The following is a 16,043-nucleotide window of genomic DNA, read 5'->3' on the forward strand; positions in this document are numbered from 1 at the left end:
TCGGAAGCTTGCCGAATGCCGAAAGGCGCGAACGGTGGCCGCCGGGCGGCGGTAGGCTCTGCTTCCCTCCCCACGACGACGTCGAGCGCTTGTCGGGGACGGATGAGCATGGCAGGCAAGGATTTTCCCGAGATCGTGGAGGTGTCGATGAAATCGACGACAGCGCTGTTGCTCGCTCCCGCCGCCGTGGTGGCCACACTCGTCGCGACGGCCGCGCCCGCCGCGGCGGCCCCCGCCGCGTTCGCCACCGTGTACACCCTGGCCCAGGGGCCGTGCGTGGGCCAGGTGGAGATGTCGGTCAACGGCAACGCCTATCCCAACCAGGCTGCGTTCACCGTGGGCACGACCCTGGTCGGCGCCGGACCGTGCACGCTGCCGCTCACGCTGAAGTGGCGCAACGTCGACACCGGTCAAGAGGGTGCGTTCCAGGTGGTGGCACACGGCCCCGGCTATTGGGGCAACAGCGGCCACTCCGCACTGTTCGTGCCCGGCATCGGCAAGTTCACCGCGACGGTCGACATCGGCGCGGCGCACTTCCCCGCCCCCGGAACCGTCGAGTTCTCGGTGCCGAAGTACCAGGGCTGAGCCACCGAACGGACCGCGCCGCCCCGGTGACGGCGCGGTCCGTCCGTTCCTGGCCGGATCTCGGCCGCAGACCCGCCGCTCTCAGCGACCGTCGGCATCGGACCGACCCGCTGCCCCGGCGCCCGAGTCCACCGCGCCCGACCCGCGCCGCCGTCCGGATACGGTGCGGTCCCGCCGTTCGCGGCCGGATCTCGGCCGCAGACCCCCGACCGTCGGCACCTGCGCAACGCACCTGCCCTGCACCTGGCACCTCCGAACCGGCGGAATCCCAGTACCAGGGCTGAACCATCACCGGCCGCCCCGCGCCGCCGCCCGGATACCGTGCGGTCCCGCCGTTCGCGGCCGGATCTCGGCCCTAGACCTGCCAGCGTGCCGCGCGGGATCCGGCCGACGCGATAATCGGCCCATGCAATCCGTGCGCCGACGCCTACCATGACCACCGCGCTCGCCGTCGTCGCCGCGGCGGCGCTGATCGCCGGTGCGCTGCTGATCTGGTCGCGCACCCGCAGAGTGGTGACCACCCCCGCCGAGCGGGCGGTGCATTCGGCGCTGCACACCGCGTCGCTGGCGGCGGTACCGCTGCGGCGGGGGCTGACCGAGCAGTCCGCGCGGGAGGCGGCGCCGCACCTGCGCGCGCTCACCGGCGCCGAAGCGCTCGCGCTGGCCGATCCCGACGGCACCTTGCTCGCTTGGGACGGCCCGCACGCCGAACTGGCCGAGTACTTCGGCGAAGCCGCCGCGCGCGCCGTCGCGGGCGAGCGTCCGGTGCTCGTCGCCGGACCGGGCCGGGGTGAACACGCGGGACGCACGCTGATCGCGCAACCGCTGCTCATCGAATCCAACGGTGTGGCCGGTGTCCTGGGCGTGGTGAGCACCGGACAGCCGGGACCAGGCCGCCTCGGCGCGGTCGCCGAGGTGGCGCGTTATGCCTGCGGCCAGCTCGAATTGGCCGAACTGGACGCGTCGCGGGCCCGGCTGGACCGCGCCGAGGTGCGCGCGCTGCGCGCGCAGATCAGCCCGCACTTCATCTACAACGCGCTCAACACCATCGCCTCGTTCGTGCGCACCGACCCGGCGCGGGCCCGCGAGCTGATCCTCGAATTCGCCGATTTCACCCGGTACTCCTTCCGCGCCGCGGGCGAGTTCACGGTGCTGTCGGACGAACTGCGCAACATCGAGCGCTACCTCGCGCTGGAACGCGCCCGCTTCGGTGACGCACTGCAGGTCCGGTTGCGGATCGCACCGGAGGTGCTCGGCGTGGTCCTGCCCTTCCTCGCGCTCCAGCCGCTGGTGGAGAACGCGGTGCGGCACGGGCTGGCGGGCGCCGCCCACGGCGGCACGGTCAGCATCGTCGCCACCGACGCGGGCACCGACTGCGTGATCAGCGTCGAGGACGACGGCGTCGGCATGGACCCGGACCTGCTGCGCTCCGGCGCGCTGGACGCCGTCGCGGCCGGGCCCGCGGGCTCCGGCGAGTCCGCGCACGTCGGCCTGGCCAACGTCGACGACCGGCTGCGCGCGGCCTTCGGCGACGACTACGGCTTGGTCGTGGAGACCGCACCCGGCGCGGGCACGAAGGTCAGCCTGCGCGTCCCCAAATTCCGCGCGGGCATCCGAGCATGAGTTACAACGCCCGAAAGCAGAGCTGACACCCGCTGGTCACGCCGACCGCCACGGCAGGAGCCGACGAACCGCCTTTCGTCCCGAGGTGATGTGCGGGGGTTGCGACATCAGGGAATCCTTGCCCCGAATACACCACCCGAACGCCACCCACCGGTCGTCGTCATCGGTGATCACATACTCTTCGGCGCCCCCGAGAATGATCGCCTCGACCGCCGCGGCCGCCTGGGACGGCTTGTCCTCGAATTGGATTTCGTAGTCGGCGATGGCGCGGACGCACCAGCCCGTTTCGATGCGCACCGCGGCGTCGCCCATATCCACCAGTTCGATGTGTGGATTGGCCCCGCGCACTTCGGCTTCCGTGGACGAGGATCCGCTGGAGAGCACCAGGGTGCCGGGATTCGAAAACGTCTGGATGGCGTAACGCTCGGCGATGGCAAACACCTCCGAGCAGAACATCTCCCATTCCGTCCCACTCACCCCGGCCTCCCAGCCCACTCGCAATCTTGCCCCGCCTCGCCACTACTTACCGCACGGATTCACCACCGTGTCCGAGTACTTCCACGCCGAGGATTGCGAAGGTACTTCCCCGTACACGCCACCCCCGCGAGCAGCCGTCCGGTACTCGGCCAAGTCCTTCGAAATAGTGGAACCCCGAAACCTCTGAGTAAATGAAGGGTCGGACGAATCGGAAGTTCGCCCGCATCGAGTGTGGCCACGGCTGGCGCGGTTGCACCGGCTACGGTTGATCTCGCGGCGGCTGGTCAGGTCGAGTTCGTGGCGCGACACACCGCCGCGGTCACGTGCCAGGTGGTCGTTCATGGCGGCGAGGCCATCCGGTACATCACCGGCACCGGCACCGGCAAAACGAAGCCGGCGGCGGGCGCGGCGGCCGAGAAGGACGCCGATCGGCCGGTACCGCAGGGGCACTACAAACGGCACTGGACCCCGCTCTCCTGGCATCCGGGCATGAGGAGGCAGCGCGCGGCGCCCGCAGGCAGCGCGGCCATCCGGACATGAGGATGCAGCGCGCCGACGCCGGAGAGCGGAGCTGGTCGCGCCGGGGGCATGCTGTTCGCGGCCCGACGGCGGGCCCTTACGATGGAGCGATTGTGACCCGCGCTACCGGCAGACCGGCGGGCGCGCTGCGCGTGCTCGCCGTGGACGACGAGAAACCCGCTCTGGACGAGCTGGTGTATCTGCTGCGCGCGCGGGCGGAGATCGGCGAGATCCACCCGGCGGGCGACGCCACCAGCGCGCTGCGGGTGCTGCGCGCCCATCCGATCGACGCGGTGTTCCTGGACATCAACATGCCCGGCCTGGACGGGATGGAGCTGGCGGGCATCCTCTCGGAGTTCGCCAGCGCGCCCGCCGTGGTCTTCGTGACCGCCCACGACGACCGGGCGATCGCGGCGTTCGACCTGGGCGCGGTGGATTACCTGCTCAAGCCGCTGCGCGAGGCACGGCTCGCGGAGGCGGTGCGGCGGATCGCCGCCGCGCGCACCGCCCCGCACCCGCCCGCCGCCGCGGCGCGCACCGATCCGAGCGAGGTCATTCCCGTGGAGTTGGGCGGGGTGACCACGTTGGTGCCGAGGTCCAGCGTGAGCTGGGTGGAAGCCGACGGGGACTACGCGCGGCTGCACACCAGCGGCGGATCGCACCTGGTGCGGATTCCGCTGTCGGCGCTGGAGGCCCGCTGGCACGACGCAGGCTTCCTGCGGGTGCACCGGTCGTATCTGGTGGCGCTGCGGCTGGTCACCGGGCTGCGCACGGTGGGCTCCGGAACGGTGGTGTGCCTGCGGGCCGAGGGTGACGCGCAGGCGGTCGAGTTGCCGGTCAGCCGAAGACAGGTGCGCGAGCTGAAACATCGGCTGGTGCACCCACCCCGGCAACGCTGGGGCAATCAGTGACCGGGCCGCAGCGCCCGGTACGCGCACGCGTCGTGCTCTCCGAGCGGCGGGGCGCGCGGCGGGTGCGCACGAGAGTCGAGGTCGCCGAGCAGACGGAGTTCGGCGAAGCGCTCATCGGTGGTCTGATCCGCGCGCAACTCGGGCTCGCGCTGCGCGTCGGCTTGGTGAGCATCGCGCTGCTGTGCGCGCTACCGGTGCTGTTCCGCACCGGCTCGATCGGCTCGATCACGGTGCTGGGCATCCGGTTGCCGTGGCTGCTGCTCGGCGGGGCCGTGTACCCGTTGCTGTTCCTGATCGGCCGGACGTATGTGCGCCTGGCCGAACGCAATGAGCAGGACTTCCTCGAACTGGCCGAGGACTGACGATGCGCCCGGCCGGAGTACCTTCCGCGGTGCGGACGATCGGCTTCGCCCGCACGAACGTGGGATCTGATCAAACGTGCGGTCCGACCGGCGCGCATACGCGCCGGTTACCCGGCCGAAGCGGGGGGATCCGGCGTTCGCGGCGAACTCCCTCGGGCACAGGCGCCTCGACCACATCGGCCACCCGGGCAGCATCGCCCACCGAACCGCTTCGCACACCCACCACCCCAGATACCGCGAGGACCGGGTACCGCACCGACCCGGCCGCACCCGACAAGAGCTGCGGGATCCGGCGTTCGGCGCGAACTCCCTCGGACCTAGGCGCTCCGACCACACCGACGACGCGGGCCGCATCACCCATCGAACCGTCCCGCGCGCCCGCCTGCCGATATGTCGCGGGTACGAGGGATCGCGTGGATCCGGCCGACCTGCCCGCGGGTGCGCCGTGACGTCGGGCGCGGCGCCCGCGCTGACAGTGGCGGCGCTCGTCCTCGCGGCGCTGGCGACCGTCGCGATCGGCGCGTACGGCGTGCGGCTGGCCCGCACCACCTCCGACTTCCTGGTCGCGTCGCGCAGCGTGGGGCCGCGCTGGAACGCGGCGGCGATCTCCGGCGAATACCTCTCCGCGGCATCGTTCCTCGGTGTCGCCGGATTGATCGCGAAATACGGAGCGGACGCGCTGTGGTACCCGGTGGGCTTCACCGCCGGATACCTGGCGCTGCTGCTTTTCGTCGCCGCCCCGCTGCGCCGCTCCGGCGCGTACACGGTGCCCGACTTCGCCGAATTCCGTTTGGGCTCACTGCGTTTGCGCAGGCTCGCGGCCACCGTCGTGGTGCTCATCTGCGCGGTCTACCTGATCCCGCAATTCCAGGGGGCGGGCCTGACGCTGCACATCCTGCTCGGGGTGCCGGACTGGGTGGGCGCGGTGGCCGTGGGCGCGATCGTGCTCGCCAACGTGGTCGGCGGCGGGATGCGCTCGATCACGCTGGTCCAGGCGTTCCAGTATTGGCTGAAACTGACCGCTGTGGCCCTCCCGGCGCTGGTGCTGCTCGGGCACTTCCTCGCCGACGAGCGGGAACTGGGCGCGCCCGCGCCGCCGGTGGTGTCCGAACGCACCACGGTCGACGTGACCACCGACGTGGTGGTGCGGGTCGGCGCGCCGCAGCAGGTGTCGATCACGGGAACCCTCGACGATCGCGCGGTCGACGGCCCGGTGCCGCTGACACCGGGCACGCACGAGCTGGCCGCGGGCACGCGGTTGGAGCTCGAGGCGGGGGCCGCGGTGCCGGTGGTCGCGGGCGCACCCGCGGACGGTGCGGGCTGGCTGGCGGCGGGCGGCGGGCTGGGCGGACCGCATCCGACCTATCAGGTCTATTCGCTGATCCTCGCGACCTTCCTCGGCACCATGGGCCTGCCGCACGTGCTGGTGCGCTTCTACACCAACCCCGACGGGCGGGCGGCCCGCGCCACGGCGCTCGCCGTGATCGGCCTGGTCGGGTTGTTCTACCTGTTCCCGGTCCTGCTGGGCGTTTTCGCGCGGCTGTACGTGCCGCAACTGCTGATCACCGGAACCTCCGACGCCGCGGTGGTACTGCTGCCCGGATCGGTGGTCGCCGGGCTGGGGGGTCAGCTGCTCGCCGCGCTGGCCGCGGCGGGCGCGATCGCCGCGTTCCTGTCCACCTCGTCCGGACTGCTGGTGAGCATCGCGGGTGTGCTCAGCACCGACATGCTGCGTGGGCGGATTCGCGACTTCCGCACCGCGGCGCTGGCCGCCGGGGCTGTCCCGCTGGCGCTGTCGCTGACCGTGGTGTCGCTGGATCTGTCCCGCACCGTCGGCCTGGCCTTCGCCGTGGCCGCCTCCACGCTGTGCCCGCTGCTGGTCCTCGGCATCTGGTGGCGTGGACTGACCGCGGCGGGCGCGGCGGCCGGTCTGGTCGCGGGCGGGCTGGCGGCGGGCACCGCGACCGCGGTCTCGGTCACCGGCGGGTTCTCCGACGATGTGGCGGGCGGCTGGCCCGCGGCGCTCCTGAGCTACCCGGCAGCGATCAGCGTGCCGTTGGCGTTCGCCACCATGGTGCTGGTGAGCGCGTTCACCCGGCGGCTGGACGCCAGGGCCGTGAGCCGGATCTTCGTCCGGATGCACGCGCCGGAACGACTGGGCATGGGCGCGGACCGCGAGCGGAGCCTGCGCTCGGACTGATCGGCGACCCCCGCGCCCGCCACCGGGGCCGACCGTTCGTCGCGCCGCATCGACCGCTCACCGCAGATTCGGCCACCTTCACGGAGTGACCCACACCACAGCCTACTGGCGGCCCGTATGCCTGGCTTACCGTCCCCGAGAAGTAAGCCACGTCACTCGGTAGGACCATCATGACCAGTATCGACCTCGACGGCACCGCACCGCGGCGCGCGCCGAGCGCAGCAGAATTCGCTGAAGTCCAGGCGAGCCCCCAATTCCAGGAACTGCGAACGCGCCTGCGCCGCTTCGTGTTTCCGATGACCGCACTGTTCCTGCTCTGGTACCTCGGTTACGTGCTGCTCGGCGCCTACGCGCACGACTTCATGAGCCGCCAGGTGTTCGGCGAAATCAACGTCGGATTGCTGCTGGGCCTCGGCCAGTTCGTCTCCACCTTCGCCATCACCGCGCTGTACGTCCGGTTCGCCAACCGGGAACTGGATCCGCGGGCGGCGAGCATCCGCGCCTACCTCGAGGGAGACCGCGCGTGAACACCGTGCACACCTACGCCGCGGCGGCCACGGTCGGCAACCCGGTCGCCAATATCGCCATCTTCGGCGTCTTCGTCGCGATCACGATGATCGTGGTGATCCGGGCCAGCCGGAACAACGCCACCGCCGCCGACTATTTCACCGGAGGGCGCGGCTTCTCCGGCCCGCAGAACGGCATCGCCATCGCGGGCGACTACCTCTCGGCCGCGAGCTTCCTCGGCATCGCGGGCGCCATCGCGGTCTACGGCTACGACGGGTTCCTCTACTCCATCGGATTCCTGGTCGCCTGGCTGGTCGCGCTGCTGCTGGTCGCCGAAATGCTGCGCAACACCGGCAAATTCACCATGGCCGACGTGCTCAGCTTCCGGCTCAAAGAAGGCCCGGTACGCACCGCCGCCGCACTGTCCACGCTGACGGTGTCGCTGTTCTACCTGCTCGCGCAGATGGCGGGCGCGGGCGGTCTCGTCGCACTGCTACTGGACATCTCCGACAAGACCGGGCAGTCCGTGGTGATCGCCGTGGTCGGCGTGTTGATGATCGTGTACGTGCTGGTCGGCGGCATGAAGGGCACCACGTGGGTGCAGATCATCAAGGCGGTGCTGCTGATCGTCGGCGCGGCGCTGATGACCGTGATGGTGTTCGCCAAGTTCGGTTTCAACTTCTCCGACATTCTCGGCGGCGCGCAGGAAGCGGTGACCGGTTCGGCGAACAAGGCGGTCGCCGCGCGCGACGTGCTCGCTCCCGGCGCGCAGTACGGCGGCAGCGAGACCTCGAAGCTGAACTTCCTGTCCCTCGGCCTGGCACTGGTGCTCGGCACGGCGGGCCTGCCGCACGTGCTGATGCGCTTCTACACCGTGCCCACCGCCAAAGAGGCGCGGCGATCGGTGGTCTGGGCGATCGGCCTGATCGGCGCGTTCTACCTCTTCACCCTGGTGCTCGGCTACGGCGCGGCGGCGATCGTCGGGCCGGACCGCATCCTGGCGGCCGCGGGCGGGCAGAATTCGGCCGCGCCGCTACTGGCCTTCGAACTCGGCGGCGTGGTGCTGCTCGGCGTGATCTCCGCGGTCGCCTTCGCCACCATCCTCGCGGTGGTCGCCGGCCTGACCATCACGGCGTCGGCGTCGTTCGCGCACGACATCTACGCCAGCGTCATCAAGCGGGGCAAAGCCGGTGAGCGCGAACAGGTCCGGGTCTCCCGCATCACCGCGGTGGTGATCGGCGTGCTGGCCATCGCGCTGGGCATCCTGGCCAACGGACAGAACGTCGCCTTCCTGGTGGCGCTGGCGTTCGCGGTCGCGGCGTCGGCGAACCTGCCGACCATCCTGTTCTCGCTGTTCTGGCGGCGCTTCAACACCACCGGCGCGCTGTGGAGCATGTACGGCGGCCTGATCTCGACGATCGTGCTGATCGTGTTCTCCCCCGCCGTCTCCGGCTCCAAGTCCGCCATGCTCCCCGGCTCGGACTTCGACTGGTTCCCGCTGTCCAATCCGGGCATCGTCTCCATCCCGCTGGCGTTCGTGCTCGGCGTCATCGGAACCTTCGTCGGCGGCAAGTCCGAGGATACGGCCAAGGCGGCGGAGATGGAGGTTCGTTCGCTCACCGGCGTCGGCGCCGAAAAGGCGGTGGCGCACTGATCGCTGCCCGGCATTCCTCGTCCCCCTCGCTCTTTCGTTAGGAGATATCGCGTGACCAGCGCAACCACCGATGACCGCGACACCACCGCCTACCCGCCCGACCCGGAGTTCGCCGCGGCGGCGAACGCGGGCGCGGCGTTGTACGACCGGGCGGCGGCCGATCGGCTGGAGTTCTGGGCCGAGCAGGCCCGCAGGCTGCACTGGGAGCAGCCGTGGACACAGGTGCTGGATTGGAGTGAGGCGCCGGTGGCGAAGTGGTTCGTCGGCGGCACACTCAACGTCGCCTACAACTGCGTGGACCGCCACGTCCTGGACGGACACGGCGACCAGGTCGCCATCCACTGGGAAGGCGAACCCGGCGACTCCCGCGCCATCACCTACCGCGAACTCCACGACGAGGTCTGCCGGGCCGCCAACGCCCTGACCGCACTCGGCCTCACCACCACAGACCGGGTCGCGATCTACATGCCGATGGTGCCCGAAGCCATCATCTCCATGCTCGCCTGCGCCCGCCTGGGCCTGACCCACTCCGTCGTCTTCGCCGGCTTCTCCCCCACCGCGCTGCGCCAACGCGTAGACGACGCCGGCGCACGCCTGGTCATCACCACCGACGGACAATGGCGACGCGGCAACCCCGCCCCCCTCAAAGCCGCCGTCGACGAAGCACTCGGTGATGACCCCACCACCGTCGAACACGTCCTGGTCGTGCGCCGCACCGGCATCGAGGTCCCCTGGACCCACGGCCGCGACCTGTGGTGGCACGACACCATCACCCCCGCCTCACCCACCCACCAACCCCAACCCTTCGACGCCGAACACCCCCTGTTCATCCTCTACACCTCCGGCACCACCGGAAAACCCAAAGGCATCCTCCACACCACCGGCGGCTACCTCACCCAAACCGCCTACACCCACCACACCGTCTTCGACCACAAACCCGCCCAAGACATCTACTGGTGCACCGCCGACATCGGCTGGGTCACCGGACACAGCTACATCGTCTACGGCCCCCTCGCCAACCGCACCACCCAGATCGTCTACGAAGGCACCCCCAACTACCCCGACGAACACCGCCACTGGCAGATCATCGAAAAATACGGCGTCACCATCTACTACACCGCCCCCACCCTGGTACGCACCTTCATGAAATGGGGCCGAGAAATCCCCGCCGCCCACGACCTGTCCAGCATCCGGCTCCTGGGCTCGGTCGGCGAACCCATCAACCCCGAAGCCTGGCGCTGGTACCGCGAAGTCATCGGCGCGGGTCGCACCCCCATCGTGGACACCTGGTGGCAGACCGAAACCGGCGCCATCATGATCTCCCCACTACCCGGCGTCACCGCCACCAAACCCGGCGCCGCCATGACCCCACTACCCGGCATCTCCGCCCAAGTCGTCGACGAAGAAGCCACACCAGTACACCGCGGCGAAACCGAAGCCAACGGCTACCTCGTACTCGACCAACCCTGGCCGTCCATGCTGCGCGGCATCTGGGGCGACATGCAACGCTACAAAACCACCTACTGGGAACGCTTCGCCGAACAAGGCTGGTACTTCGCAGGCGACGGCGCCAAACTCGACACCGACGGCGACCTGTGGATCCTCGGCCGCGTCGACGACGTCATGAACATCTCCGGCCACCGAATCTCCACCGCCGAAGTCGAATCCGCCCTCGTCGGCCACCACACCGTCGCCGAAGCCGCCGTCGTCGGCGCCACCGACCCCACCACCGGCCAAGGCATCGTCGCCTTCGTCATCCTCACAGCCGAAACACAAAACACCGGCACCACACTCATCAACGACCTCAAAAACGAAGTCGCCCGCGAAATCAGCCCCATCGCCCGACCCCGCGAAATCCACATCGTCCCCGAACTCCCCAAAACCCGCAGCGGCAAAATCATGCGCCGCCTCCTACGCGACATCGCCGAAGGACGCGAACTCGGCGACACCTCCACCCTGGTCGACCCCAAGGTGTTCGAATCGATCGCCCGCGGGTAACCACACCGGAGCGGCGGACCCGGCCACAAAGCAGATGAGGGGGTCCGGGTCCGCCGCACCCTCCTCGGCCGCGCCGCTGTCCCCAGACACGCCCGGTAGCGACGGATGAGCACACCGGAGTGAACCGTAGGGCTGCCCTACTCCGTTGACGAGGCGAAAGCGGCACCGACACAATGTCGGCCGCGCCTTCGAGGAGATCCGATGAAGCGACCCGACATGACCTTCGACGAACAACCCCACAGCCGCCGCGCTGTGGTTGCCGCCGGTGCGGGCGTCGCCGCCGCTGCGGCGCTCGCCGCCTGCGCCACGCCGAATCCCGCTCCCGCCGCTCCGGCAGACCGGCCGGCCGACGCGGGCCGGCCCGCGAACGCGCTCGCCAGAACGGCGGACATCCCCGTCGGTGGCGGCGTGATCGTCGGTGACACCGTGGTCACCCAGCCCAGCCCGGGCAGCTTCCTCGGGCTCTCCTCGGTGTGCACGCACGCGGGATGCAAGCTCGCCTCGGTGTCCGGGGGCACCATCAACTGCGCCTGCCACGGCAGCAAGTTCGCGCTGGACGGCTCAGTTGCCAACGGCCCGGCCACCAAACCCCTCTCCCCGCGAAACATTCGGGTCGACGGTGATTCGGTTGTCGCGGGGTGAATCGAACGGCCGGGTTCAGGCGCCGCCGAACAACTCGGCCATCCGGCGGTCCATCTCGTCGGGCGGCACGTCCTCCACGTGTGTGGCCACCGTCCAGCGGTGACCCCACGGGTCCTCGAAGGCGCCGCTGCGGTCGCCGTAGAACTGCGTGGTCACGGGCGTGAGTTCCCTGGCGCCCGCGGCCAGCGCGGCGGCGAAGGCGGCGTCGGCATCCTCGACGTACACGTACAGGTTGACGGGGGTGCCGCCCACCGTCTTCGGATCGAGGAAATCCATATCGGGCGCGGGATCGCCGAGCATGACGACGGAATTGCCGAACATCAGCTCGCAATGCGCGATCTTGCCGCCCGGCCCGGGCATTCGCATGCGCTCGGTGGCGCCGAGGACGTTCTTGTAGAAATCGATCGCCGCCGCCGCACCGTCGATCGCCAGCCCGGGCGAGACCACCGGATATCCATCGGGGATGGGTTTGACATCAGACATGGGGAACCTCCGGTCGAGGCTTGTGTCGGACCATGTCGAGCCTATTCCCGCGACCGCCGCAGGTGGCCGGATCGTCGGAAATCACGGACCCGCCACACCGCGCAGCCGACGCACCTGGGCCGCGGTGAGCGCGCTGAGCACACCGGGGTCCACCGACTCCGGTGCGGTCACCGCGACCTGCACCAACGTGCTTCCCACCTGGACGATCGTCACCGACGACCCGAGCGTCAGGTCGTCGCTGGTGGTGCGCACCTGGAAGGGGGCGCCCGCATCGCCCGCGGACGGCTGGTCGAGCCCGCCGATGCGGTAGACCACCGGGATGTCGGAGTCGTCGGCGCTGGCATAGTGCGCGCAGCGACGCAGCATTTCCTGCACGTCCGAAAATGCGGCCCCGACAGTGTCCGGCGAATAACTGGCCGCGTCGATATCGATGCTGGAGAAATTCGGTCCGGCGAATTGCGTGGATGCCTGTGCGAGCGCGCCGGTGCGTTGCGTCCCGATCGGGGCGAGCACCTTCCCGCATTCCGCCGGATTCGTCGGTGCGGCGCCGATAGCGCCCCCTTCGGCGTCGGCGGGCGGCGGGAGCGCGGTGAAGCCCGCGGGTAGGTCGGCGTCGCCGAGCAAGCGATCGCGCAGCCGTGCGGAATCGGTCTCGGGGCCCGTGGTCACCGGGGCCGCGGCCACCACCGGCCCCAGCGCCGGAAGATCGGGCGGCCCGGCCGCCGCATGGTCCTGCGAGCCGCATCCGGCGACGACCACAAGGGGCGCGAGCGCCGCCAACAGGCCGCGGGCAGGGATCATTCGGTCCACGACACCTGCGTATCGATCGTCTGCCGCAGCGTGCTGCCGCTGTTCGGGTCGCGGTAGGCCTGATGACCGCCGACGGTGATGGACCCCGCCACCGGCAGGGGCAATCCGAGGTCCACCGTGATGGTGCCCGCGCCCTGCATCACGTAGTCCCGGATGTCCAGGGTGCCCGCGTTGTTCGGCAGGTTCCACGCCGGCGACTTGGGCTTCTGCGTGACGTGCAGTTCGATGGTGAGCCGGTCTCCCTCGCGCTTGCTCAGCGTCGCGGTGGTCACCTGGTCGAGCAGCACGCCGCCGGTGACCTCCTGGCGCACCGTCCACACCGCGCCCTCGCCGACGGGCTCGTCCGGAAAGGCGATCGAGCGATAGACGGCCTGGTAGAACGCTTGCTCGAGGGCGGCGCGAGCGGTGTTGGACGCGTCCGGAGCAGGCTCGAGCCGCAGTGCGGTGATCGTGCCCAGATCGCTGAGATCGAACCCGGCGTGCGAGCCGCCGATCTTGGTCAGCGCCTTGGCCAGCGTCGGGTCCGGCGAGGTGACCGTGCCGAGAGTCAGATCGATGCCCTCCGCGGTTGTCTGCGCGGTCATCGGAATGGTCAGCGCGGGGGTGGAGAAGTCGCGCTTCGGCTGTTCGTCGATCTGCTGTTCGATGTGGTGCGCGGTGTACAGCGTGACCCGCTGCGCGGTGCCCGCCGGATACTCCGGCCGCAGCAGCGACCTCGGCTCGGCACCGGCCGATTCGACCGTGGCTACCGCGGCCGCGATCGGCACCGTCACTTCCTTGCCGATTCCCAGCGGCTCGGTTCCGTCGGGTTCGCCGAGCGATTCGGCGCCGTCGCCGCAACCGACACCGAACGCCGAGAGCCCGACCGCGAGCACCATGAGCAGCACACCCGAGCGCGCGATCCGAGGAAGGTGGGGGGAAGACAACACCGTCACGTGCATCAGGGTACGACCGCTTCCTGAGCGTGGGCTGGGACATGCGGGCACGCGCCGGTCGGCGTGCCGCGCGACCACGACCGCCGGCCGCGGACCGCGGCAATCGGACGGCGCGCACCGGGCCTGATCACGCTCGAGAGATGATGGTCGGCGTGAGTGACGACCGGCCGCCCGAGGAAAGCCCTGCGAACACCGCCGATCCGACGACCTCGTCGGCTCCACCACAGCGCTTGCGGACGCTGCTCGTCCTCGCCGCCGTCGTGCTCGGCCTGGACCTGCTCACCAAGACCCTCGTGGTCGCAAACCTCACACCGGGCGATCCGGTGCCGATCATCGGTGATTTCGCGCGCCTGAGCCTGGTGCGCAATCCGGGCGCGGCGTTCTCCATGGCCACCGGCATGACCTGGTTGCTGACCCTGGTGGCCGCCGCCGTCGTCGTCGGTGTGGTGCGCATCGGCCGCACACTGCGCTCGCTGGGGTGGGCCATCGGCCTGGGCTTGGTGCTCGGCGGCGCGCTCGGCAACCTGATGGACCGGCTGTTCCGTGCGCCCGGCCCGCTCCAGGGACACGTGGTGGATTTCGTCGCGGTCGGCTGGTGGCCGGTGTTCAACGTCGCCGACTCGGCCATCGTGTGCGGGGCGATCCTGCTGGTGGTGCTGACCGTCTTGGGTTTCGAACCGAACGGCACCCGGGTGGGCCACGACAAGCCCGGCGCAGCGAGCGAGGGCAGCGCGGCATGAGGGAAACCAGGACCATGCCCGTCCCCGACGGGCTCGACGGTATGCGCGTGGACGCGGGCCTGGCCCGGCTGCTCGGCCTGTCCCGCACCGCGGTGGCCGCGCTCGCCGAAGAAGGCTCGGTGCAACTCGACGGCCTCGCCGCGGGCAAGTCCGACCGGCTGACCGCGGGCGCCTGGCTCGAGGTGGTCTTCCCCGAGCCGAAGCGGGAACTGACCATCGAGGCCGAACCGGTGGAGGGCATGAAGATCCTCTACGCCGACGACGACATCGTCGCGGTCGACAAACCGGTCGGCGTGGCCGCGCACACCGGCGTCGGCTGGAGCGGGCCGACCGTCGTGGGCGGGCTGGCCGCGGCCGGGTACCGCATCTCCACCTCGGGCGCCCACGAACGGCAGGGCATCGTGCACCGCCTCGACGTCGGCACCTCCGGAGTGATGGTGGTGGCGCAGTCCGAGCACGCGTACACGGTGCTCAAGCGCGCCTTCAAGCAGCGCACCGTGGACAAGCGGTATCACGCGCTGGTGCAGGGGCATCCGGACCCGAGCAGCGGCACCATCGACGCCCCGATCGGCCGGGCCCGCGGCAACGACTGGAAGTTCGCGGTCACCGCCGACGGTCGCCCGAGCATCACGCACTACGACACCGTCGAGGCGTTCCAATCGGCCAGCCTGCTGGACATCCACCTGGAGACCGGGCGCACCCATCAGATCCGGGTGCATTTCTCCGCGATCCGCCACCCCTGCTGCGGCGATCTCACCTACGGCGCGGACCCGCGCCTGGCCGAGCGGCTCGGGCTGCAACGCCAGTGGCTGCACGCCCGGGCGCTGAGTTTCCAGCATCCCGCGGACGGCCGCTACCTGGAGATCACCAGCGAGTACCCCGACGACCTGACACACGCGCTGGACGTCCTGCGCGATGCCTGAGCGCCGGGTGCCGCCGTGGCGCCGGGTGCTCCTCGGCGCGGCGGCGGTCGCCTTGGTCGCGTTGGTCTTCGCGCTCGGGGCGCTGAATCCGCCGTACCGAGCCCCGGTGTCCACCGACCGGCTGGGACCCGACCGGGGCGAGCAGGTCGCGGATTACCTTGCCCGGTCCGGTGATTCGCTGACCGCGCGGGACGACGAACAGCATTGGGCGCTGGTGTCGTTCACCGAACCTTTGGTCCCCGCACAGATTCCCGCGCACAGCGGCGGATTGCGCATCGCCCAGGTGCTCTACCGGGTGCCGATTCCCCGCGTGCAGACGCCCCTGGTCGTCGTGCCGGTCCCGCAAGGCATTGCCGCGGCGGTGGATTCGGCGCCGTACGCGGCCTGGCTGCTACCGCGACCCGCCGACGACCGCTCCGCGCGGGTGGTCGAAGTCTCCGCCGCACGACTGCGGGGCGGCTGCGCCTGCGTCGTCGGGCTCGTCGTGCGAGGTACCCCGGCGCAACTGCGGAACCTGGCCGTCCAGAACGGTATCCGCGCGGTCCAGGCGCTCCCCCCCGACGCCGTGGCGGGCAGCTTCGCGGTGGTACCGCTGCTGCCCGACTACCGCGACGTGGTCCTGCCAGGCCCTGACGACGGGCCTGTCCCGGAGCCGTGAGCGTCGCTCGCCGGTC

At 70.4% G+C, this 16,043-nt stretch carries 17 protein-coding genes; 13 read left to right on the plus strand and 4 right to left on the minus strand.

The window, feature by feature from the left end:
• Positions 1–108 precede the first annotated feature (108 nt).
• A complete protein-coding gene (locus LTT66_RS02225) occupies positions 109–585 on the plus strand; it encodes a hypothetical protein (RefSeq protein WP_233063473.1) in 477 nt (158 codons plus the stop codon).
• 432 nt (positions 586–1,017) lie between these two features.
• Complete coding sequence (locus LTT66_RS02230) at positions 1,018–2,208, plus strand: sensor histidine kinase (protein WP_233063474.1); 1,191 nt, start codon at positions 1,018–1,020, stop codon at positions 2,206–2,208.
• A gap of 36 nt (positions 2,209–2,244) precedes the next feature.
• Here the strand turns inward: LTT66_RS02230 and LTT66_RS02235 are convergent, their stop codons facing one another.
• A complete protein-coding gene (locus LTT66_RS02235; protein WP_233063476.1) occupies positions 2,245–2,685 on the minus strand; it encodes a hypothetical protein in 441 nt (146 codons plus the stop codon).
• A gap of 297 nt (positions 2,686–2,982) precedes the next feature.
• Between LTT66_RS02235 and LTT66_RS02240 the strand changes: the two genes are divergently transcribed.
• The 8 genes from LTT66_RS02240 (at position 2,983) to LTT66_RS02275 (ending at position 11,478) form a co-directional block, all read left to right on the plus strand.
• Positions 2,983–3,225 carry a hypothetical protein gene (locus tag LTT66_RS02240; RefSeq protein ID WP_233063477.1) on the plus strand — a complete coding sequence of 81 codons (243 nt, stop codon included), beginning with the start codon at positions 2,983–2,985 and terminating at the stop codon, positions 3,223–3,225.
• Between the two features lie 92 nt (positions 3,226–3,317).
• The gene (locus tag LTT66_RS02245) at positions 3,318–4,115 is read left to right on the plus strand and encodes a LytR/AlgR family response regulator transcription factor (protein ID WP_233063478.1); all 798 of its coding nucleotides are present in this window, start codon (positions 3,318–3,320) and stop codon (positions 4,113–4,115) included.
• Positions 4,112–4,477 carry a hypothetical protein gene (locus LTT66_RS02250; RefSeq protein ID WP_233063479.1) on the plus strand — a complete coding sequence of 122 codons (366 nt, stop codon included), beginning with the start codon at positions 4,112–4,114 and terminating at the stop codon, positions 4,475–4,477. The genes LTT66_RS02245 and LTT66_RS02250 overlap by 4 nt, the downstream gene beginning before the upstream one ends.
• A 445-nt stretch (positions 4,478–4,922) precedes the next feature.
• The gene (locus tag LTT66_RS02255; protein ID WP_233063480.1) at positions 4,923–6,677 is read left to right on the plus strand and encodes a sodium/solute symporter; all 1,755 of its coding nucleotides are present in this window, start codon (positions 4,923–4,925) and stop codon (positions 6,675–6,677) included.
• Positions 6,678–6,847: 170 nt separating this feature from the next.
• Positions 6,848–7,204 (plus strand): DUF485 domain-containing protein, encoded by a 357-nt coding sequence (locus LTT66_RS02260; RefSeq protein WP_181725726.1) that lies wholly within the window; start codon positions 6,848–6,850, stop codon positions 7,202–7,204.
• Entirely contained in the window at positions 7,201–8,838 is a 1,638-nt protein-coding gene (locus LTT66_RS02265) for a solute symporter family protein (protein WP_233063481.1), read from the plus strand. Before LTT66_RS02260 ends, LTT66_RS02265 begins: the two co-directional genes overlap by 4 nt.
• A gap of 51 nt (positions 8,839–8,889) precedes the next feature.
• Positions 8,890–10,836: an acetate--CoA ligase gene (gene acs, locus LTT66_RS02270; RefSeq protein ID WP_233063482.1), complete on the plus strand. Its 1,947-nt coding sequence runs from the start codon at positions 8,890–8,892 to the stop codon at positions 10,834–10,836.
• A gap of 201 nt (positions 10,837–11,037) precedes the next feature.
• Positions 11,038–11,478 carry a QcrA and Rieske domain-containing protein gene (locus LTT66_RS02275; RefSeq protein ID WP_233063483.1) on the plus strand — a complete coding sequence of 147 codons (441 nt, stop codon included), beginning with the start codon at positions 11,038–11,040 and terminating at the stop codon, positions 11,476–11,478.
• A gap of 15 nt (positions 11,479–11,493) precedes the next feature.
• Here LTT66_RS02275 and LTT66_RS02280 read toward each other — a convergent pair whose 3' ends face one another.
• The 3 genes from LTT66_RS02280 to LTT66_RS02290 all read right to left on the minus strand — a co-directional run bounded on the left by LTT66_RS02280 (position 11,494) and on the right by LTT66_RS02290 (position 13,712).
• Positions 11,494–11,961, minus strand: a complete 468-nt coding sequence (locus LTT66_RS02280; RefSeq protein WP_233063484.1) for a VOC family protein — start codon at positions 11,959–11,961, stop codon at positions 11,494–11,496.
• 81 nt (positions 11,962–12,042) lie between these two features.
• Positions 12,043–12,762 (minus strand): hypothetical protein, encoded by a 720-nt coding sequence (locus LTT66_RS02285; RefSeq protein ID WP_233068958.1) that lies wholly within the window; start codon positions 12,760–12,762, stop codon positions 12,043–12,045.
• Positions 12,759–13,712, minus strand: a complete 954-nt coding sequence (locus tag LTT66_RS02290; protein ID WP_233063485.1) for a hypothetical protein — start codon at positions 13,710–13,712, stop codon at positions 12,759–12,761. The genes LTT66_RS02285 and LTT66_RS02290 overlap by 4 nt, the downstream gene beginning before the upstream one ends.
• Before the next feature lie 134 nt (positions 13,713–13,846).
• Here LTT66_RS02290 and lspA point away from each other — a divergent pair, with 134 nt between their 5' ends.
• The 3 genes from lspA to LTT66_RS02305 are packed head-to-tail and all read left to right on the plus strand — an operon-like array spanning position 13,847 to position 16,027.
• On the plus strand, positions 13,847–14,446 hold the full coding sequence (lspA, locus tag LTT66_RS02295) for a signal peptidase II (RefSeq protein ID WP_233063486.1): 600 nt from the start codon (positions 13,847–13,849) through the stop codon (positions 14,444–14,446).
• Positions 14,443–15,369 carry an RluA family pseudouridine synthase gene (locus LTT66_RS02300; protein ID WP_233063487.1) on the plus strand — a complete coding sequence of 309 codons (927 nt, stop codon included), beginning with the start codon at positions 14,443–14,445 and terminating at the stop codon, positions 15,367–15,369. The genes lspA and LTT66_RS02300 overlap by 4 nt, the downstream gene beginning before the upstream one ends.
• On the plus strand, positions 15,362–16,027 hold the full coding sequence (locus LTT66_RS02305; protein WP_233063488.1) for a hypothetical protein: 666 nt from the start codon (positions 15,362–15,364) through the stop codon (positions 16,025–16,027). The genes LTT66_RS02300 and LTT66_RS02305 overlap by 8 nt, the downstream gene beginning before the upstream one ends.
• Positions 16,028–16,043 lie beyond the last annotated feature (16 nt).

Source organism: Nocardia gipuzkoensis, assembly GCF_021183645.1.
Lineage (GTDB): Bacteria > Actinomycetota > Actinomycetes > Mycobacteriales > Mycobacteriaceae > Nocardia > Nocardia abscessus.